This window comes from Synechococcus sp. 8F6 (assembly GCF_002252665.1).
Classification (GTDB): Bacteria; Cyanobacteriota; Cyanobacteriia; order PCC-6307; family Cyanobiaceae; genus Cyanobium_A.
In genome coordinates, this window is the sequence record NZ_NQKZ01000008.1 from 51,487 (window position 1) to 70,010 (window position 18,524).

20 protein-coding genes and 1 tRNA gene are annotated in these 18,524 nt (G+C 66.5%); 9 read left to right on the forward strand and 12 right to left on the reverse strand.

What is annotated here, in order from left to right:
* Positions 1–3: 3 nt before the first annotated feature.
* On the forward strand, positions 4–330 hold the full coding sequence (locus tag CJZ78_RS07565; RefSeq protein ID WP_094560295.1) for a hypothetical protein: 327 nt from the start codon (positions 4–6) through the stop codon (positions 328–330).
* A 1-nt stretch (position 331) separates the two neighbouring features.
* On the opposite strand, the gene CJZ78_RS07570 is transcribed toward CJZ78_RS07565, so the two are convergent.
* Together CJZ78_RS07570 and rpmB are read right to left on the reverse strand one after the other, a co-directional pair.
* The gene (locus tag CJZ78_RS07570) at positions 332–913 is read right to left on the reverse strand and encodes a peroxiredoxin (RefSeq protein ID WP_094560296.1); all 582 of its coding nucleotides are present in this window, start codon (positions 911–913) and stop codon (positions 332–334) included.
* 7 nt (positions 914–920) lie between these two features.
* On the reverse strand, positions 921–1,157 hold the full coding sequence (gene rpmB / locus CJZ78_RS07575) for a 50S ribosomal protein L28 (protein ID WP_015108262.1): 237 nt from the start codon (positions 1,155–1,157) through the stop codon (positions 921–923).
* Positions 1,158–1,361: 204 nt separating this feature from the next.
* Between rpmB and CJZ78_RS07580 the strand changes: the two genes are divergently transcribed.
* The gene (locus CJZ78_RS07580; protein ID WP_094560297.1) at positions 1,362–2,033 is read left to right on the forward strand and encodes a ParA family protein; all 672 of its coding nucleotides are present in this window, start codon (positions 1,362–1,364) and stop codon (positions 2,031–2,033) included.
* Between the two features lie 136 nt (positions 2,034–2,169).
* Here CJZ78_RS07580 and htpG read toward each other — a convergent pair whose 3' ends face one another.
* The gene (gene htpG / locus CJZ78_RS07585) at positions 2,170–4,077 is read right to left on the reverse strand and encodes a molecular chaperone HtpG (RefSeq protein WP_094560447.1); all 1,908 of its coding nucleotides are present in this window, start codon (positions 4,075–4,077) and stop codon (positions 2,170–2,172) included.
* Between the two features lie 139 nt (positions 4,078–4,216).
* Here htpG and CJZ78_RS07590 point away from each other — a divergent pair, with 139 nt between their 5' ends.
* Complete coding sequence (locus tag CJZ78_RS07590; RefSeq protein WP_094560298.1) at positions 4,217–4,960, forward strand: DUF3598 family protein; 744 nt, start codon at positions 4,217–4,219, stop codon at positions 4,958–4,960.
* Between the two features lie 10 nt (positions 4,961–4,970).
* Here CJZ78_RS07590 and CJZ78_RS07595 read toward each other — a convergent pair whose 3' ends face one another.
* Genes CJZ78_RS07595 through CJZ78_RS07610 form a run of 4 tightly spaced genes read right to left on the reverse strand, consistent with a single transcriptional unit; the run spans position 4,971 to position 7,706 of the window.
* Complete coding sequence (locus tag CJZ78_RS07595) at positions 4,971–5,195, reverse strand: ferredoxin family protein (protein ID WP_094560299.1); 225 nt, start codon at positions 5,193–5,195, stop codon at positions 4,971–4,973.
* A 25-nt stretch (positions 5,196–5,220) separates the two neighbouring features.
* Positions 5,221–6,390: an ATP phosphoribosyltransferase regulatory subunit gene (locus tag CJZ78_RS07600; RefSeq protein WP_094560300.1), complete on the reverse strand. Its 1,170-nt coding sequence runs from the start codon at positions 6,388–6,390 to the stop codon at positions 5,221–5,223.
* Positions 6,391–6,426: 36 nt separating this feature from the next.
* On the reverse strand, positions 6,427–7,341 hold the full coding sequence (locus tag CJZ78_RS07605) for an inositol monophosphatase family protein (RefSeq protein WP_094560301.1): 915 nt from the start codon (positions 7,339–7,341) through the stop codon (positions 6,427–6,429).
* Positions 7,338–7,706: a 2Fe-2S iron-sulfur cluster-binding protein gene (locus CJZ78_RS07610; protein WP_094560302.1), complete on the reverse strand. Its 369-nt coding sequence runs from the start codon at positions 7,704–7,706 to the stop codon at positions 7,338–7,340. The genes CJZ78_RS07605 and CJZ78_RS07610 overlap by 4 nt, the downstream gene beginning before the upstream one ends.
* Positions 7,707–7,774: 68 nt before the next feature.
* Here CJZ78_RS07610 and CJZ78_RS07615 point away from each other — a divergent pair.
* Positions 7,775–7,861 (forward strand) — tRNA-Ser (locus tag CJZ78_RS07615).
* Positions 7,862–7,952: 91 nt separating this feature from the next.
* Here CJZ78_RS07615 and pstB read toward each other — a convergent pair.
* From pstB to pstC, 3 genes are read right to left on the reverse strand one after another with little or no spacing between them, the layout of a single operon-like run.
* A complete protein-coding gene (gene pstB, locus CJZ78_RS07620) occupies positions 7,953–8,777 on the reverse strand; it encodes a phosphate ABC transporter ATP-binding protein PstB (protein WP_094560303.1) in 825 nt (274 codons plus the stop codon).
* 45 nt (positions 8,778–8,822) lie between these two features.
* Positions 8,823–9,734 (reverse strand): phosphate ABC transporter permease PstA, encoded by a 912-nt coding sequence (gene pstA, locus CJZ78_RS07625; RefSeq protein WP_094560304.1) that lies wholly within the window; start codon positions 9,732–9,734, stop codon positions 8,823–8,825.
* Positions 9,735–9,742: 8 nt separating this feature from the next.
* On the reverse strand, positions 9,743–10,708 hold the full coding sequence (gene pstC, locus CJZ78_RS07630; RefSeq protein WP_094560305.1) for a phosphate ABC transporter permease subunit PstC: 966 nt from the start codon (positions 10,706–10,708) through the stop codon (positions 9,743–9,745).
* A 214-nt stretch (positions 10,709–10,922) separates the two neighbouring features.
* On the opposite strand from pstC, the gene dnaK reads away from it, so the two are divergent.
* From dnaK to murQ, 4 genes are read left to right on the forward strand one after another with little or no spacing between them, the layout of a single operon-like run.
* Positions 10,923–12,998 (forward strand): molecular chaperone DnaK, encoded by a 2,076-nt coding sequence (dnaK, locus tag CJZ78_RS07635; RefSeq protein WP_233128572.1) that lies wholly within the window; start codon positions 10,923–10,925, stop codon positions 12,996–12,998.
* A complete protein-coding gene (locus CJZ78_RS07640; protein ID WP_233128573.1) occupies positions 12,995–13,972 on the forward strand; it encodes a DnaJ C-terminal domain-containing protein in 978 nt (325 codons plus the stop codon). Before dnaK ends, CJZ78_RS07640 begins: the two co-directional genes overlap by 4 nt.
* A 34-nt stretch (positions 13,973–14,006) precedes the next feature.
* Positions 14,007–14,402 (forward strand): DUF3110 domain-containing protein, encoded by a 396-nt coding sequence (locus tag CJZ78_RS07645; RefSeq protein WP_094560306.1) that lies wholly within the window; start codon positions 14,007–14,009, stop codon positions 14,400–14,402.
* Entirely contained in the window at positions 14,399–15,358 is a 960-nt protein-coding gene (murQ, locus tag CJZ78_RS07650; RefSeq protein WP_233128574.1) for an N-acetylmuramic acid 6-phosphate etherase, read from the forward strand. The genes CJZ78_RS07645 and murQ overlap by 4 nt, the downstream gene beginning before the upstream one ends.
* Here murQ and mtnP read toward each other — a convergent pair.
* Positions 15,337–16,260: an S-methyl-5'-thioadenosine phosphorylase gene (gene mtnP, locus CJZ78_RS07655; RefSeq protein ID WP_094560450.1), complete on the reverse strand. Its 924-nt coding sequence runs from the start codon at positions 16,258–16,260 to the stop codon at positions 15,337–15,339. The two genes, murQ and mtnP, sit on opposite strands and share 22 nt — an antisense overlap.
* Before the next feature lie 81 nt (positions 16,261–16,341).
* Between mtnP and CJZ78_RS07660 the strand changes: the two genes are divergently transcribed.
* The gene (locus CJZ78_RS07660; protein ID WP_094560308.1) at positions 16,342–16,782 is read left to right on the forward strand and encodes a peptidylprolyl isomerase; all 441 of its coding nucleotides are present in this window, start codon (positions 16,342–16,344) and stop codon (positions 16,780–16,782) included.
* 22 nt (positions 16,783–16,804) lie between these two features.
* On the opposite strand, the gene ribBA is transcribed toward CJZ78_RS07660, so the two are convergent.
* On the reverse strand, positions 16,805–18,496 hold the full coding sequence (gene ribBA / locus CJZ78_RS07665; protein WP_261355860.1) for a bifunctional 3,4-dihydroxy-2-butanone-4-phosphate synthase/GTP cyclohydrolase II: 1,692 nt from the start codon (positions 18,494–18,496) through the stop codon (positions 16,805–16,807).
* Positions 18,497–18,524: the final 28 nt, after the last annotated feature.

An 18,524-nucleotide genomic window follows, 5' to 3' on the forward strand; every position in this document is an offset into this window, starting at 1 on the left:
GGCATGAGCGTTTCCGCTGGAACCGTCCTGCCGGTGCGTCAGTACTACGTGCAAACCGACAGTGCCGTGCCGGGCCAGGCCCATCGCATGTGCTTTTCCAGCACCTGCGCCATGGCCATCAAATACCTGCGCCCTGGGGCATTGCTGGGGATCAATGCCGATGACACCATCTCGCCGACGGCCTATGGCGAACTCGACAACCCAGGTGGCGGGTACGTGCAGGTAGGCCGGGGAGGCCACGGCGTGCGTTACAGCTGGCGGCACTGGCTGCCGCGCTGGGAGGTGGAAGGCCCCCGCACGGGATGGTTCATGACCTATCGGCTGGCCTGACCTAGCGGCTGATCTGAAGCTCCTGCAGGGTGGCCAGCACTTCGGCGCTGTGGCCGCTTGGACGCACGGCCACCCAGGTGGATCGCAACACACCAACGGGATCGATCAGGAAGGTGTGGCGTTGCGAAAACGGTGCGATCCAGCTGCCGTAGGCGCGGCTGACGCTGCCCGCTGGATCGGAGAGCAGCGGAAAAGCAAGCCCTTCACTGCTGCAGAAGTCGGCGTGGGATTCGGCGTCATCGGCGCTCACCCCCACCACAGCGGCGTTTGCGGCTTCAAAGGCAGCCAGATCCTTCTGAAAGCCGCGTGCCTCCAGGGTGCAACCGCCGGTGAAATCACGCGGATAGAAATACAGCACCAGCCAGCGTCCTCGGAAATCAGCAAGCTGCAACTGGGTTTCGACGGCCTCACCATCGGCCGCGGGAGCGATGCCCGGCAGGGCGAAATCCGGAGCGGGCTGATTCAGGGCCGGAAGCGTGCCTCCCAAAGCAAAAGCCTGCCGACCGAAGGCCAGCAGGCTTGTTGCCCCGAGAGTGGCAGGCACCAGGGCGGCCAGGCTGCGCAGAACTGCCCGGCGTTGCATGGTGCCCTCAGATCTTGGCCAGGTTGACACCGAGCTCTTTGGCATAGGCGCCCAGGCCCTTCTTTTGAATGGTTTTCAGGGCGCGGGTGGAGACGCGCAACTTGACAAAGCGGTTGCCTTCGGCCCACCACAGGCGCCGCTCCTGCAGGTTCACCTGTTGCAGCTTCTTGGTGCGCACGTGGGAGTGCGAGACGGCCATGCCGTTGTTGGCGCGCTTGCCGGTGAGCTGGCAGACCCGGGACATGACCGATTTCCGAAACGACGTGCAGGGCACAATGCCCAAGACACCACTGTACCAACTGGTCTGCAGGGGGGTGTCGGCCCCGGCAAGGGATGGCGCCTGGGCCTGGGCTTGCGTCGGCTTTTGCTCACAACGCCTCCCCAGGTCGCGGATTTGATTGATCGATTCGAATAACACCTCTATTTTTGAACCAGTTGTTGAGCTGCGGTGTTCATCACCGTTTCCGGCCAAAAGGGTGGGGTCGCCAAAACCTGCACCAGCATCCACCTCGCCAGTGTCTGGGCGGAGCTCGGCCGCTCGGTGTGCGTGGTGGATGCCGACCGCAACCGCTCGGCCCTGGCCTATCGCATCCGCGGCGAATTGCCCTTCCAGGTGGTGCCGGTGGAGGCCGCCGCCAAGGCCAGCCGCTTTGCCGATGTGGTGATCACCGATGGCCAGGCGAGCAGCGATGAGGAGGAGCTGCGTCACCTGGCCGACGGTTCCGACCTCGTGCTGCTGCCCACTGCCCCCAAGGCCCGTGCCGTTGAGCTCACCGTAGAGCTGGCCCAGCTGTTGCAGCGCGTGCAGGTGCCCCATGCCGTGCTGTTGGTAAAGGTGGATCTGCGCCAGCAGCGGGCGGCCCACGAAGCCCGCAAAGCCCTCGAAACCTTTGGGCTGCAGGTGCTCAGGGCCGAAATCCCCCTGCTGGCAGCCTTCGATAAGGCCGAAACCCAGGGATTGCCCGTGTTTGCCGCCATCGACGACCGCGGCCGGGCTGACCCTCGCCGCATGGCCGGTTGGTCGGCCTATCAGTCCGTTGCCCAGGAAATTGAATGCCTGATTTCGAAGCCCTCATCCGTCGCCAGCAGGACCATCAGTCCACTGCCGCTGAGCGCCTGAGCCTCGTTCAGCCCACCTCGGTAAGCCAGGCGGTGGGAGCACCGATCGCCTGGTTGGCCTTTGCTGGTGGGCTGCTGGGTTCCTTGCTGGGCACCGTTGGCTTTCAGATCGCCTTGGCCCAGGGCTGGTTGCGGTTTTAGAGCCCCCGCGCCATCAGTTGCCCCATCAGGGTGGCGCTGCGCTGTTGGAAGCCGGCCAGTTCGTTGGGCTCCAGGCCGCCCACCGCCAGGCGGGCCAGCTCGTAGACATGGCGGCTGAGGTCGTCGGCGAGCTGCTGGCTGGGGGAGCTGCCGCCGGCACCGGTGATCACCGAACCGGCCGAGAGCTTGAGCAGGCCCTCCACCAGGGGGTGCTTGCGGTTCACCAGCAGCACGTGGTGATCGGGCAGGCCCGGCAGGCGCTGCTCCATCAGGGCGCCCATGTCGTTGATGCGGCGCATCTGCTCCGGCAGCAGGATCAGGGCGGCGGGGGCGTTGTCGCCCTTGAGGGCCTGCACCTGGATGGTGATCTTGTCGTTGGCCAGGGCGCCTTTGAACAGCTCCCGCACCTTTTCACTGGAGTCCTTGCCCTCGGCATCGCTCAGCTCGCTCTCCTTCTCCTGCAGGGAGTCGTCGAGTTCGCTGTCCACCCGCTGGAACTTCAGCTCCTCGTGGCGGTATTCCAGCCAGGGGATGAACTGGGTATCAATGAAGGTGTCGGCCAGCAGCACCTCGGCGCCCTGGCTCTTCCACAGGGCCAGCGCTCCGGCCTGGCCGGCCTCATCGGTGCAATAGAGGATCCGCTTGTCATTGTCGGCGGCCAGGCGTGAGCGGTAGCCAGCGAGGGTGGTGTAAGCCTTGCCACCCTCGCCGGGGATGGGATCGGGGCTGTCGCCTTCACCCGCAGCAGCTGTCGAGCCAAACAGCACCAGGTCGGCCACCTGTTCGGCGAATTTGTCGTCCTCCATGGCGCCGATCTTGATGAACGGAGCCAGCGACTCCCAGATCTCGGCGTAGCGCTTCGGATCGTCGCGATGCAGCTCCTTGAGCCGGTCGCCGACCTTCTTGGCCACGAAGCCACCGATCGAGCGCACCCGCCGGTCGGTCTGCAGGGCTGAACGGCTTACGTTCAGGGGGATGTCGGGCGAATCGATCACGCCGCGCAGGGGCAGCAGGTAGCGGGGCACCACCTCCTTGATCGAGTCGCTCACAAAAACGTTGTTGCAGTAGAGCTTGATCTCACCCTTCTCCCAGTCGGCCCGGCCAGTGGATTTGGGGAAATAGAGGATCCCCTGCAGGTTGTAGGGGTAGTCGGTGTTGAGGTGCACCCACAGCAGCGGGTCGCCCTGGAAGGGGTAGAGGTAGCGGTAGAGCTCGATGTAGTCGTTGTCGCTCAAGTCGCGCGGGCTCTTGCGCCAGGGGGATTCGCGCTTGTTGACGGTTTCGCCCTCCAGCTGCACCTCCACCGGCAGGAAGTCGCAGTAGGTGGTTATTAATGTGCGGATGCGGGCTGGCTCGATGTACTCGAGCTCCTCCTCCATCAGGTGCAGGACAACATCGGTGCCCGGCTCGCTGCGCTCAGCCGCCTCCAGCGAAAAGTTGGGCGAGCCGTCGCAGCTCCAGCGCACCGCCTCAGCCCCCTCGCGGGCCGAGAGGCTCACCAGCTCCACCTGCTTGGCCACCATGAAGCTGGAGTAGAAGCCCAGGCCGAAGTGGCCGATGATCGCGTCGTTCTCCTGCTTGTACTTCTCGAGGAAGTCTTCGGCGCTGGAGAACGCCACCTGGTTGATGTAGCGCTTCACCTCGTCGGCGCCCATGCCGATGCCGTTGTCGGAAATGGTGATCGTTTTGGCTTCGCGGTCGATGCGGATGGAGATCTTGCCTTCGGGGCCTTCGCTGCAGTCGCCGGCCATGGCGGCCATGCGGCGCTTGCTGATGGCATCGACGCCATTGCTCACCAGCTCCCGCAGGAACACCTCATGGCCGCTGTAGACGGCCTTTTTGATGATCGGAAAGATGTTCTCGGTATGGATCTGAATCTGGCCCTGTTCCGCCTGTAGCACCACAGCTTTCAAAATCACGCTGACACCAGATTCCCCCGGGGTGGGGCCGCCCGCCAAGGGGGCGCCATGGGCAGGAAACCGTCCAAGGCCTCTGCCGGTGGGGGCTCCATAGGATCAGTTGCAGTCTCCTGATCCCCAGCCGATGGCCAGCCAGTGGCAGAACTTCCTGGCCAATCTGGGGGCTTGGCAGGGCTCCTTCACCGGCATCAGCCCCACGGGCACGGAGCTCAAGACCACCCTTTCGCTGCTCAGCCTCGAAGCCGGCGAGCAGAACGCAGAGGGTGCGATCTCGATGGTGCGCTTCCGCCTGCAGCGCTTTGAAGGGGGCGACCGCAGCGCTCCGCCCAGCAGCGACCTGAGCCAGGAGTACCGCAGCCTCGGCCGCCAGGTGGTGTTTTTTGACACCGGCACGTTCTGCAAGGGGTCGCTGCAGCTGGCACCGGGCACGGTGTTCGGCGGGGAGTTTGGCTTTGTGCATGGCGATCGTCGCCACCGGTTGGTGCTGCTCTACACCGAAGCCGGCGATGCCGACCAGCTGGTGCTGATCCGGGAATACCGCGTCGGCTCGGGCGCCCAGGAGTGTCCGCCGCTGACGCCGGAGCAGTTGCAGGGTTCGTGGCAGGGCAGCCGGGCCACCATTGCCGCCGACTGGCCCGAGCCCGATCGATCGGAGGCCCGGGTGAGCTTCTCGGCTGCCGAGATGGCTGAGTTGCAGTGGCTCGCCGATGGCGGCTATTGCCGCTGGCCCCAGCAGGTGAGCCACCGGGAAGCCTTCAGCGTGGAGGCCGGTTGGCTCACCGCTCCCGATCGGCTCGAGCGCCTGATCCGCTGCTACGACGGCAGCGGCGCCTGGGTCTCAGCCACTCACGAGGTGTTGGAGCGTTAGGGGCGGTGCTTCAGCCGGCCTGCTGCAGCTCGGGCTTTTCCTCCGGCAGGATCGCCCCGGCCACCGGGCACACCTGCAGGCAGATGCCGCAGTCGATGCAGGTGTCGAAGTCGATCCAGTAGAAGGCCGTGCCCTTGGTGTTGGCGCCCTGGCCTGGATGGATGCAGGCCACGGGGCAGGCATCGACGCAATCGGCGACGCCCTCACAGACGTTGGTGACGATTGTGTGGGCCATGGCTCGCGCGGGTGCTGGCCGGATCCTAGGGAGCGATCCAGAGGGTGCGGCTGCAGCCTCGGGCCTCGCCGATGGCCTGGGCTTCGGCCTGGCTGGCGGTGGCACCGCTGAGCAGTTCCGCACAGGTGCCGGCCTGGTGCAGGGCTTCGAGGTGATCGAGGGCCGGGGCCAGATCCTCCGGCCGGCCGTAGGCCACCAGCACCGGCGAAGAGGCGTCCAGCGTTGGTGCCACCAGCTCGCGCACCGCCTCGATGTCAAAGCCGAAGCCCACGCCTGCGGCCTGGGCAGGGTCTTGGCAGAACCGCCCCACCAGGGCGTCGTAGCGGCCACCGCTGGCGATCTCCACTGGCGCTTCCTGGCCCTGGCACACCAGCTTCAGCACCAGGCCGTCGTAGAGGGCGAAGTGGGGCTGGAAGCTGGGATCGAGCTGCAGCGCCACCCCCAGCCGCTCGGCAGCCGGGGCCACCGCGGCCAGGGTGGCGCCCAGCTCGGCCAGCAGCGGCACGGGGCCCAGCCATTGCTCGAGTTGATACATTACCCGGGCCGGCTCGCCCCGCAGGCGCATCAAGGTGGCTAGCCGCTGGCGATCGGACTCCGGCAGGGGCAGCTGGGCCAGTGCCAGGGGATCGAAGTTGGTGAGGGCGCGGCGGGCAGCGCTGCGCTGTCCGTCGGGGAGCTGGCTCAGTAGGACGCTGAGCACGCCGTGGTGCCCCACCAGCAGTCGGGGTTGATGGCGTTCCTCCAGGCCCAGTCGTCCGGCGGCCGCGAGCAGCAGTCGCATCAGTTCCACGTCGGCGGCGGCGGAGCGCACCCCCAGCAGCTCGACACCGCTCTGGAGCTGTTCAAGGATCCGCTGGCCGCCGCCATCGCCGGTGGAGCTGCGGAAGGTGCTGCCCATCGCCCACAGGCGCAGGGGGCGGGGCCGCTCCGCCAGGCGGGTGCTCGCGGCTCGGGCGATCGAGGCGGTCAGCTCGGGGCGCAAGCCCAGAGGTTCATCGGTGGCCAACCGCACCAGCTCACGGCCATCGATGCCACCACCGGCCTCGAGGGTGTCCAGCCGTTCAAAACTCGGCGGCGCCACCTCCTGGTAGCCCCAGAGCCGGTAGACCGCAGCCAGTTGCTCGGCGATGCGGCAGTTGCCTTCCACCTCGCGGGGATTGAGATCCCGGGCGCCGGCGGCGGGTTGCAGGGCCATTGCGGCGTCGAGCTGGCGAAAGGGACTGGGCTGATCTTATGGATCCAGGTTGGGGGCATCGAGCTCGGGAGCGCCGTAGCTGCCGCCTGCCAGGGGCTTGCAGGCGCCCAGCCCTTCGATCAGCGCCTGGCGCAGCCCCGGTGTGCAGGCGATCAGCTTGCCGCTGGCCAGCTCCGCCGGACCGCCGTCGTAGGCGCACACCACCCCGCCGGCTTGCTCCACGAGCACCACGCCGGCGGCAAGATCCCAGGGCGAGAGCCCCCGCTCCCAGTAGCCATCCAACCGGCCGTCGGCCACAAAGGCCAGATCCACCGCAGCGGCACCGGCCCGCCGCACCCCCCGGGTGCGATGGGTGAACCAGGCGAATTCGGCGTAGTTGTTGTCGACGCGGGTGTGACGGTCGTAGGCGAAGCCGGTGACCAGCAGCGACTGGCTGAGTTCGCTGCAGTCGCTCACCCGGATCGGGCTGTTGTTGGCCCAGGCCCCCAACCCCGGCGCCGCCCAGTAGAGCTGCTCCAGCGCTGGCACCGCCAGGGCCCCCAGCAGCGGCTGGCCATTCCAGGTGAGGCCCACCGAGGTGCCGAAGAACGGAAACCGATGGGCGTAGTTGGTGGTGCCATCGAGTGGGTCCACGCACCACTCCAGCGGTGAACCTTGGCCCTGGCGCCGACCACTCTCCTCCGCCAGCACCCCCAGTTCGGGCGTCTCCTGCTCGAGCACCGCCAGCACGGCCTGCTCCGCCGCCACATCGGCTTCGGTCACCAGGTCGCCGGCCCGGCCCTTCTCGCGGATCCGCTCCAGGTGGCCGAAGTGATGGCGCAGCTGCTCGGCGCCGGCCTCCGCCGCCCGGCGGGCTACGGCGGCGAGCCGCTCGAGTTCAACGGCAGGCAGCTCCGAGGCTTCCCAGGCCTGGTTTGAAAGGCTGGCCGGATGGGTGGGGAAGTCAGTCATTCGTCGTCGAGGGGCAGGCCAGGGCGCACCTTGCCGCGGCCGAAGTGGCGACCGAACTGCAGCTCGTACACCTCGTCTTCGTCCTGGGTTTCCACCTCCAGCGGACCGGTGGCACGCGCGACGCAGAGAAGGCCGTAGCCGCGGCCGCGCAATTCGCGCGACAGCCCCAGCGCTTCCCGCTGGTCGATCTCCCCGGAGATCACCCGCACGGCGCAGGCTGTGCAGCAGCCATTGCGGCAGCTGAAGGGCAGGGCATCGCCCTGCTGTTCAAAGCTGCGCAGGATGTAGTCACCCTCCGGCACCTCGTGGCGGATCACGCGGCCGGTCTGGCGCCAGTGGATCGTGATCGGGTGGCTGCGGGTCATGGTGCGAAGCGACTGGGAAGCCAGAGTCGAACTGCTACATTGCCATCTGGTTGCCCCATTTTGCCCCTGGAGAGGTGGCCGAGTGGTCGAAGGCGCAGCACTGGAAATGCTGTATAGGGGCAACTCTATCGAGGGTTCGAATCCCTCCCTCTCCGTTCAAAAGCCGGCTTTGCAGCCGGCTTTTTCATGGCAATTTCTTCGTCGGCGAAGGGTGTCGTCGATGGCCAGAATCCCGCGGTTTAATCCTCAACCGAAGCGGCCGCTGACGTAGTCCTGGGTGGCCTGCTGGGCGGGTGCATTGAAGATGCGTTCCGTGTCGTTGAACTCCACCAGATACCCCACCTTGCCGGTGCCTCCTTCCACCGCTTCCGCATTAAAGAAGGCCGTGTGATCAGCTACCCGCACCGCCTGTTGCATGTTGTGGGTCACGATGATGATGGTGTAGCTCCGTTTGAGCTCGTGCATCGTTTCTTCGATCTTGAGGGTGGAGATCGGATCGAGAGCTGAGCATGGCTCGTCCATCAGGATCACCTCCGGCTCGGTGGCGATGGCTCGGGCGATGCAGAGGCGCTGCTGCTGACCGCCCGAGAGGGCAAAGCCGCTCTCGCGCAGTTTGTCCTTGCACTCATCCCACACGGCAGCCTTGCGCAGGGATCGCTCCACCAGCTCATCCATGTCGCCTTTGAAGCCGTTGATGCGGGCACCGAAGGCGATGTTTTCGTAAATGGATTTGGGAAACGGATTGGGTTTCTGAAACACCATGCCAATGCGACGCCTCACCTCCACCGGATCCACCTTGGGGTCGTAGAGGTCGTAGCCATCGAACACCACACGGCCTTTGAGTCTGCAGCCCGGAATTAAATCGTTCATCCGGTTCAACCCCCGCAGCACGGTCGACTTGCCGCAGCCGGATGGACCGATGAACGCGGTGACCCGTCCGCGGGGAATGTCCATGAAGACATTTTTGACGGCCTCGAACTTCCCGTAGGAAATGGTGACGTTCTGCAGCGACATGCAGACGTCCTCCTTGCTGGCTTCAACGGCTGGGCTGGTGTGGAAGCTGCTGGTCATGGCTCGAGAGCAGGGAGGAGTTAAGGAAACGGGATGAGGTCGTGATCAGACTTTGGCCATCCGACTAATCCAGCGAGCCAGGAGATTGGCGCCCAGGATCATCATCACCAACACGAAGGAGGCCGCCCAGGCCAGTGCGTTCTGGGCCTCATAAGGCATGATCGCGAAGTTGAAGATCAGCACCGACATGGTGGCGATCGGGTTGAACACCCCTTCGGGCCAAAAGGGGGAGAACAGCGCGGTGAAGATCAGTGGTGCGGTTTCGCCGGCGGCTCGGGCGATCGCCAACACCACCCCTGTGGCGATGGGGGTGAAGGCTGAGGGCAGGGTGATTCGCATCACCGTCACAAACTTCGAAGCCCCCACGCCATAGGCTCCCCAGCGCAGTTCCTGGGGCACCAGCTTGAGGCCTTCATCGGTAGTTTTGATCACCGTGGGAAGCATCAGCACCGCCAGGGCGATACCGCCAGCCATGGCGCTGTAGCTCTGATCAAAAAACACCCGCGTCGCCACCACAATCCCGTAAACGAACACTCCACTGATGATCGATGGAACGCCGGCCAGGATGTCGTTGCCGAAGCTCACAAACTGAGCAAACCAACCGCGCTGGGAGTATTCGCTGAGGTAGATGCCCCCTCCTACGCCGACCGGGATGGCGATCAGGGAGGCAATCAGGGTTACCAAAAGGGTGCCGAGAATGGCATTGCCAATACCACCCCCATCGAGCCCTGGTGCCGGTGGCAGTTCGCTAAACATGCCCACGGAGATCAGTCTGCCGCCCTGCACCAGCACGTGAAACAGGACGAGCAGCAGGGGCAGAACGGCAATCACAGCAAACAAGCCAGCGATTCCGGTAAACAGTTGGTTGAGGCGGTTGCGCCGCAGGTTGGGATCAAAGTGCAGTGGCCTTCTGTCGAAGAGGGCGCTGCTGGAATAGGTGATGGGTTGGTTCGCCATGGGGGATCTCAGTAGCGCAGGCTGAGGCGACGCACGATCCATTTGGCTGCCACATTCACGGCGAACGTGAGGAACATCAGGATCAGAGCGGCATACATCAAGGCAGACACCTGAATGCCATTGGCTTCACCGAACTGATTGGCCAGCATGGAGGCGATGGTGTTGCCCGGTGCCAGCAGCGACAGGTTGAAATTGAGAGCGTTGCCGATGATCATCGTCACCGCCATGGTTTCACCCATGGCTCGACCCAACGCCAACATCACGCCCCCAGTAATGGCCGAGATCGCTGCCGGCAGGATCACACTGAAGATCGCGCCCCAGCGGGTGGTGCCAACCCCATAGGCCCCCTGCCGCAACTCAATCGGCACCTGGTTGAGCGCATCCCGAGAAATCGCCGTGATGATCGGCAGCACCATCACCACCAGGATCAGGATGGCCGGGGTCATGCCAGGGCCCTGGGGCACGGTGTTAAAAAACGGACTCCAGCCGAGCAGGCTGTGGAGCAGGTTGAGAACCGGGCGGAGTGCTGGCTCCATCACGAAGATCGCCCAGAGGCCCAGCACCACCGAGGGAATCGCTGCCAGCAGCTCCACCATCAGACCGATGGCATCCCGCAACACCGTGGGAATCAGGTCTTCGGTGATGAAGATGGCCGTACCCACTCCCAGGGGCACCGCAATCAGCAGCGACAAGAAGGACGTGACCAAGGTGCCGTAGATGGCGATGAAGGCCCCGTACTGCTCGTTGACGGGGTCCCAGGCAGAGGTGGTGAGAAAGTCCAGTCCGAAGGTGGCGATGGCCTCCCGTGCCCCCTGGAACACGGTGAGAAAGATGCCCAGCAGCACGATGGCCACCATCGAAGCCAGCACCAGGGTCAGCTGGCGGAAGCCCAGGTCCACCAGTTTTTCGGTCGGTGGACGCCGACGCAGGGTGAAGGCGTCGGCGTCCAGGGCGGGGCTTGGGTCCGTCAGCATGGGGGAAGAAGGCTTTGCATCGGTCAGCGCAGGGGTGGCCGATTCGAGCTAAATCTACGAAGAGCCCCACACCAGGTCGTTTAAGTGGTGATTAACGTCTGAGATCCCGGTAGTTTTGGGCTCCACCGCGCGGGGCTGCAACAGCCGGTTTCATGGGTCGACGGGTTTCCTGGCACGGTTTTGCAAGTAGCGGTTTTGCATCTCGCGGGGTGGCATGTCGCGGATAGTCGGCATCGACCTGGGCACCACCAACTCAGTGGTGGCGATGTTGGAGGGTGGCCGCCCCGCGGTGATCGCCAGCGCCGAGGGCGGCCGCACGACGCCGACGGTGGTGGGCTTCAGCCGCGACCAGGAGCTGCTGGTGGGCCAATTGGCGCGCCGCCAGCTGGTGCTCAACCCCCGCAACACCTTCGCCAATCTCAAGCGCTTCGTGGGGCGCCAATGGGACGAACTGGAGGAGGGCAGCCTGTCGGTGCCCTACTCGGTGCGGGCCAACGAGCAGGGCAATGTGCGGGTGGTTTGTCCGGCTACCGAGCGGGAATACGCCCCGGAAGAGCTGGTTGCGAGTGTGCTGCGCAAGCTCTGCGACGACGCCGCCACCTACCTGGGGGAACCCGTTGAGGCGGCGGTGATCACCGTGCCGGCTTATTTCAACGACGCCCAGCGCCAGGCCACCCGGGATGCCGGCCGGCTGGCGGGCATCAGCGTCGAGCGCATCCTCAACGAGCCCACGGCTGCGGCCCTCGCCTACGGCTTCGACCGCAGCACGGTGAAGCGGGTGCTGGTGTTCGACCTGGGCGGCGGCACCTTCGATGTGTCGGTGCTGCGCATCGCCCAGGGGGTGTTCGATGTGAAGGCCACCAGCGGCGACACCCAGCTGGGCGGCAACGACTGGGATCGCCGCATCGTCGACTGGCTGGCTGATGCCTTCCAGGTGGAGCACGGCATCGACCTGCGCCGCGACCGTCAGGCCCTGCAGCGCCTCACTGAGGCGGCGGAGAAGGCCAAGATCGAGCTCAGCGGAGTGCAGAGCACGCCCATCTCGCTGCCCTTCATCGCCACCGGTCCCGACGGGCCCCTGCACATTGAAACCACCCTGGAGCGCCGGGTGTTTGAGGGGCTCTGCCCCGACCTGCTCGATCGGCTGTTGCGGCCGGTGCAGCGCGCCCTGCGCGATTCCGGCCTGGCAGCCGAGGACATCGACGATGTGGTGCTGGTGGGCGGCTCCACCCGCATGCCGATGGTGCAGGAGATGGTGCGCACCCTCATCCCCCTGGAGCCCTGCCAGTCGGTGAATCCCGATGAGGTGGTGGCGATCGGCGCTGCGGTGCAGGCCGGCATCCTCACTGGCGAGCTGCGCGATCTGATGCTCAACGACGTCACGCCCCTGTCGCTGGGTCTGGAGACCATCGGCGGCGTGATGAAGGTGCTGATCCCTCGCAACACGTCCATTCCGGTGCGCAAGAGCGACCTGTTCAGCACCTCCGAAGCCAATCAGAGCTCGGTGGAGATCCATGTGCTGCAGGGGGAGCGGCAGATGGCGGACGACAACAAGAGTCTGGGCCGCTTCCGCCTGTCTGGCATCCCGCCGGCGCCCCGGGGCGTGCCCCAGGTGCAGGTCTCGTTTGACATTGATGCCAATGGCTTGCTGCAGGTGTCGGCCACCGACCGCACCACCGGCCGGCAGCAGAGCGTCAGCATTCAGGGCGGCTCCAACCTCAGCGAGGAGGAGATCACCAAGCTGATCGAAGAGGCGGAGCAGAAGGCCAGCGAAGATCGCCGCAAGCGGTCTGAGATCGATCGTCGCAATCGGGCCCAGACCCTGGTGGCCCAGGCGGAGCGCCGGCTCAGGGATGCCGCCCTGGAGCTGGGACCCTATGGCGCCGAGCGGCAGCAGCGCTCGGTGGAGATGGCCCTGCGCGACGTGCAGGACCTGCTCGCTGCCGACGACCTGGTGGAGCTGGAACTGGCGGTGAGCCAGCTGCAGGAGGCCCTGTTTGGGCTCAACCGGCGCCTGTTGAGTGAGCGCAAGGCCGAACAGGGGCCCCTGCAGGGCCTCAAAAACACCCTGGGCTCCCTCAAGGATGAGTTGTTTGCCGACGACGACTGGGACGACTGGAACCGCCCCGGCAGCGACCCCTGGGCCATGCCACCGTCGCGTTATGACCGCGAGCCCAGCTATCGCGAGCCCAGCTATCGGGAACCTCCCTATCGCGAACCCGAAGCTTTGGTGCGTGAGCGCCCGCCCCGGGTGGATGACGACCCTTGGGGGGATGGGTCCTACCGGTGACGCGTAGCCCCGCCGCCCCGTCCGACTACTGGTCGGTGCTGGGCCTTGAGCCCGGCGCCGACGCCAGCAGCCTCAAGCGGGCCTTTCGCGCCCAGGCCCGCCGCTGGCATCCCGACCTCAACGGCAATGACCCGCTGGCAGAGGAGCGCTTCAAGCTGGTCAACGAGGCCTATGCGGTGCTGTCCGACCCGCGCCGCCGCCAGGCCTGGGAGGCCGGCGATCCTGGTGGTGACGCTTCTGGCCGCGAGCCGCAGGATCCCTTCGCCACCGGCTTTCCCGACTTCGAGGAGTACCTCGACGCTCTGTTCGGTGAGCGGCGCCGTTCCCGTCGGCCCTCCAACGCTGATTTTGGGCCCCCTGGACGCGACGACGAGGCTGCCCCGGAGCCCGACGCCGAGCCAGAGGGACACGAGCGAGAGGCTCCGGGCTCGGTGACGGCCTCGCCGCCGCCGCCGCTGCCGGTGCAGGCCTCCAGCGACCAAGAGAGCCTGGTGGAGCTCAGCCCCGAGCAGGCCCTGCAGGGGGAGCGGGTGGAGTTGGAGCTTGCCGATGGCACGGCGGTGGAGGTGTGGACCCCACCCCTGGCGGGCGATGGCTGGCGGCTGCGGCTCGCGGGGGTGACCCCCGGCGGCGGCGACCACTTCCTGCAATTGCGGGTGCGCACGGAGGAGGGGCTGCGCATCGATGGCCTGCGTGTGCTCTACCCGCTGGAGCTCAGCCCAGCGGAAGCCGCCCTGGGCGCCGAGGTGGTGGTGCCAACTTTGCGGGGGCCGGTGAAGCTGCGGGTGCCGCCGGGCTCCTCGAGCGGCCGGCTGCTGCGCCTGCGGGGCCGTGGCCAGGAGTGGGGGGGGCAGCGCGGCGACCAGCTGGTGGAGGTGCGCATCGTGGTGCCCGAGGAGTTGGGCGACGCCGAAGCCGCCCTGTATCGCCGCCTGCAGGAACTGGCCGACGATCCCGACGGTCTGCACCGGTGACACACTGAGGGTCCTCTGCCCTTTGCCGCGATCCATGCCGGTGCACGTGATGCTGTTCGATGCCGGAAGTGACCAGGAAGGCATCCATTCGCTGGAGCTCAATGGCCGCACCGTGGTGCTGCTGTTTGAGGACCGCGATGACGCGGAGCGCTACGCCGGACTGTTGGAGGCCCAGGACTTTCCCGTGCCCACCGTGGAGCCGCTCGACCGGGAGGAGATGGAGTTGTTTTGCAGCCAGGCGGGGTACGAGGCCCGTTTCGTGCCGGCGGGGTTTCTGCCCCAGAGCGCCGAAGATCGCCTGCTGATTGCGCCGCCCGAGCGCAACATGGATGTCGCCAAATGGCAGGAGCAGCAGGCGGCCGAGACTGCCGAGAGTTCTGGCGACCCCAGCCTGGAGGCCTTTCGCCGCCAGCTCGAGGGCCTGTTGTGAGCGGGGCCGCGGCCGGCGTAGACCGCGGCCACCTGCTCACCGAACAGGCCAATCCCCTCAGCGAGCGGCTCGACCAGCTGTCCACCGACGCGTTGGTGGCTCTGTTCTGCGCCAACGACCGGGAGCCCCAACGGGCCCTGGAGGCGGCGGCTCCGGCGCTTACGGCCGCCGTGGATGCCATTGCGACGCGGCTTGCGCGCGGCGGGCGGCTGTTTTATCTGGGCGCCGGCACATCCGGCCGGCTGGGGGTGCTCGATGCGGCCGAATGCCCGCCCACCTTCTGCACGTCGCCGGAGTTGGTGCAGGGCGTGCTAGCTGGCGGGGCGCCCGCCCTGTTGCGCAGCTCGGAGGGGCTGGAGGATCTGGCCGAGGCCGGCCAGCACGATCTGGAAGAGCGGGGCTTCGGCCCTGGCGATTGCCTGGTGGGCATCGCCGCCGGCGGCACCACGCCCTACGTGCTCGGCGCCTTGCGCCACGCCCAGGCAACCGGTGCCCTGGCGATCGCCATGGCCTGCGTGCCCGCCAACCAGGCCCCCATGCCCTGTGACATCGACATCCGCCTGCTGACGGGCCCTGAGCTGCTGGCTGGCTCCACCCGGCTTAAGGCCGGCACCGCCACCAAGATGGCCCTCAACCTGTTGTCCACCGGCGTGATGGTGCGGCTGGGCAAGGTGCACGGCAACCGCATGGTGGATGTGGCCGTGACCAACACCAAGCTCGAAGATCGGGCCCTGCGCATCCTGCAGGACCTGGCCGGGCTGCGCCGCGAGCAGGGCGCTCAGCTGCTGGAGCAGGCGGGTGGTTCGGTGAAGCTCGCGCTGCTGATGGCGGCCTCAGGCATGGATCCTGGCTCAGCCGCCGCCCATCTGGCCCAGCATGGCCCCAGCCTGCGGGCGGCTCTGCAGGCCTGCGGTGCTCAGTTGAACGGTCTGGCTCAGTTGAACGAGCCCCAGTAGGGCGCGGTGAACAGGTCGACCTGGCGGCGGGTGCTGGCCGGCACCTGCTCTTTGGGGGTCATCAGGGCGTGGCGCAGGGCCTGGTGGGCGCTGCTGGTGGGGCGCTGGGCCGCTACCCGTTCGGCCGCCACCCGCACGATCTGTTGGGCCAGGCTGGCGTTCGCGTGCAGGTTGGCAATCACCATCTCCACCGTCACCGAGGCGTGTTCCTGGTGCCAGCAGTCGTAGTCGGTCACCATCGCCAGGGTGGCGTAGGCGATCTCAGCTTCCCGGGCCAGGCGCGCTTCGGTGTGGTTGGTCATGCCGATCACGGCACAGCCCCAGGAGCGGTAGAGCTCCGATTCGGCGCGGGTGGAGAAGGCCGGACCCTCCATGCAGAGGTAGGTGCCGCCGCGGTGCAGTTGGCGGCCGGTGGGCATCAGGCTTTCGCCCACATCGGCCAGCAGCCGGCTGAGCACCGGACAGAAGGGATCGGCGAAGCCCACGTGGGCCACCAGCCCGTCGCCAAACAGGGTGAGCGGGCGCTGGTGGGTGCGATCGATGAATTGATCCGGCACCACCATGTCGAGCGGCCGAAACTGCTCCTGCAGGGAGCCCACTGCCGACAAGGACAGGATCCAGCGCACGCCCAGGGAGCGCAGGGCCCAGAGGTTGGCGCGATAGGGCACCTCCGTGGGGGTGTGGCTGTGGTGCCGGCCGTGGCGGGCCAGGAACACAACCTCCATATCGCCGATCTTGCCCAGTCGCAGGGAATCGGAGGGAGGCCCGTAGGGCGTGTCGATCGTCAGCTCCTGTACATCCTCCAGGCCCTCCATCGCGTAAAGGCCACTGCCTCCCAGGATTCCAAGCCGGGCACGGCTCAGATCGAGACCGCTGGGCGAGTCGGACGTGGGGCTGCTCATCGGCGAGGCGACCGCATGGCTCTCCATTTTCAACACGCGCATTCCCCCACCCCATACAGTCGGCTTTTACGCACAGCAACCGTGACCAAAGCCGTGATGGAGACCGAGGCCGGAACCATCGAACTCGACCTGTTCGAGAGCGATGCGCCCAACACCGTGGCCAACTTCACCAAGCTCGCCAAGGAGGGCTTCTACGACGGACTGGCCTTCCATCGTGTGATCCCCGGTTTCATGGCCCAGGGCGGCTGCCCCAACAGCCGGGAAGGCTCCCGCGGTACGGCTGGCACCGGTGGCCCCGGCTACCAGATCGATTGTGAGATCAACAGCCAGAAGCATCAGGCCGGCACCCTGGCGATGGCCCACGCCGGCAAGAACACCGGTGGTTCGCAGTTTTATATCTGCCACGGCGCCCAGCCCCACCTCGATGGCGTGCACACCGTGTTTGGCCACACCGGCAACATGGACGTGGTGCTCGCCCTCAAGAACGGCAGTCGCATCACCAAGGTGACTGTTCAGGATTGAAGATCCTCCAGCCAGGACTGCGTTAGCGCCAGACCAGAAAGGCGCCGGGTTGAACCTTCAACTCGGCGCCCAGTTCGCTGAGGGAGCGCTGCTGGCGCTCCAGGTCAGCGCTGGGGTGACTGCTCCGCTGGGCATCCGGAGCCAGCAGCAGGCTGACGGCGCTGGTGTGGCTCCAGTGCGCCATCTGGCTGAGGGCTGCCCCCACGGCTCCCACTCCACCCCGTGTCTGGTCGAGGCCGCTGAGCACCACCGCCAGCGCCGGTTGGTTGAGCAGGGCCAGCAGGCGCGGGTGCTCCTCACGCTCCACCTGAAGCCCCTGCGCCTGCGCCCACTGCTGGAGGGCGTCCAGCTGGGTGGCAATCGCCACCGTGCTGAGCTCCGTGCTGAGCTCAGTGCTGTGCTGCTCGGCGGTGCTGTGCCAGGCCAGCACCGCCGTGGGTCCACCGATGGGGCAGGACGGCCCATCACCCATCAGGTGTCCCAGCTTGATGCGCTTGGTTTGCAGGTAGGCGGCGTTGTGGCTGCCGGGATCCATCACCAGCGGCACCCGGTCTTCCACCTTCAGGCCGTAGCCGCCCAGACCGGCGATCTTGCGCGGGTTGTTGGTGATCAGGCGCAGCCGGTTCACCCCCAGATCGCTGAGGATCTGGGCACCGACGCCGTAGTTGCGCAGGTCGGCGGGGAAGCCGAGGCGCTCGTTGGCCTCCACCGTGTCGAGTCCTGTGTCCTGGAGGGAATAGGCCTTGAGTTTGTTGATCAGGCCAATGCCGCGGCCCTCCTGGCGCAGATACACCACCACGCCTTCGCCGGCCGCTTCGATCATGCGCAGGGCGGTTTCCAGTTGGGGCCGGCAGTCGCAGCGCAGGGAGCCGAAGGCATCGCCGGTGAGACATTCGCTGTGCACCCGCACCAGCACCGGGGCTTCAGCCCGCTCGGGTTGCCCCTTCACGATCGCGATATGTTCGCTGCCATCGAGCTCGTTGCGGTAGCCGATGGCTCGGAAGTCGCCAAAGGCGCTGGGCAAGGTGGCTTCCGCCTGGCGGCGTACGAAACGCTCGGTGTCGAGGCGGTAGCGGATCAGGTCGGCAATGCTGATCAGCCTTAATCCGTGGCGCCTCGCGTACACGGCCAGCTGGGCCAGCCGGGCCATGGAGCCGTCGCTGTTCTGGATTTCACAGATCACCCCGGCCGGGTAGAGGCCGGCCAGGCGAGCCAGGTCGACGGCGGCTTCGGTGTGACCAGCCCGCTTCAACACGCCGCCCTGCTTGGCCCGCAGCGGAAAGATGTGGCCGGGCCGGCGCAGATCGTTGGGACGGGTGTGGGGATGGATCGCCACCTGGATGGTGCGGGCCCGATCCTCCGCGGAGATGCCGGTGCTCACCCCGTTCTCAGCACCCGCATCCACGCTCACGGTGAAGGCGGTCTGGTTGCTGTCGGTGTTGCGATCCACCATCAGCGGCAGATCGAGGGCATCGAGCCGCTCGCCCTCCATCGCCAGACAGATCAGGCCCCGAGCCTCGATGGCCATGAAGTTGATCTGCTCGGGCGTGGCGAACTGGGCCGCGCAGATCAGGTCGCCCTCGTTTTCGCGGTTTTCGTCGTCCACCACCACGATCGACTCGCCGTTGCGGATCGCCGCCAGGGCATCGGCGATCGAGTCGAAACGGATGCCGGGGTCGTGGGAGGGGAGGGGCTGGTCGCGCAGGAGGGTCAACGGAGTGCGGGTGGGGCCTGAGCCCTGG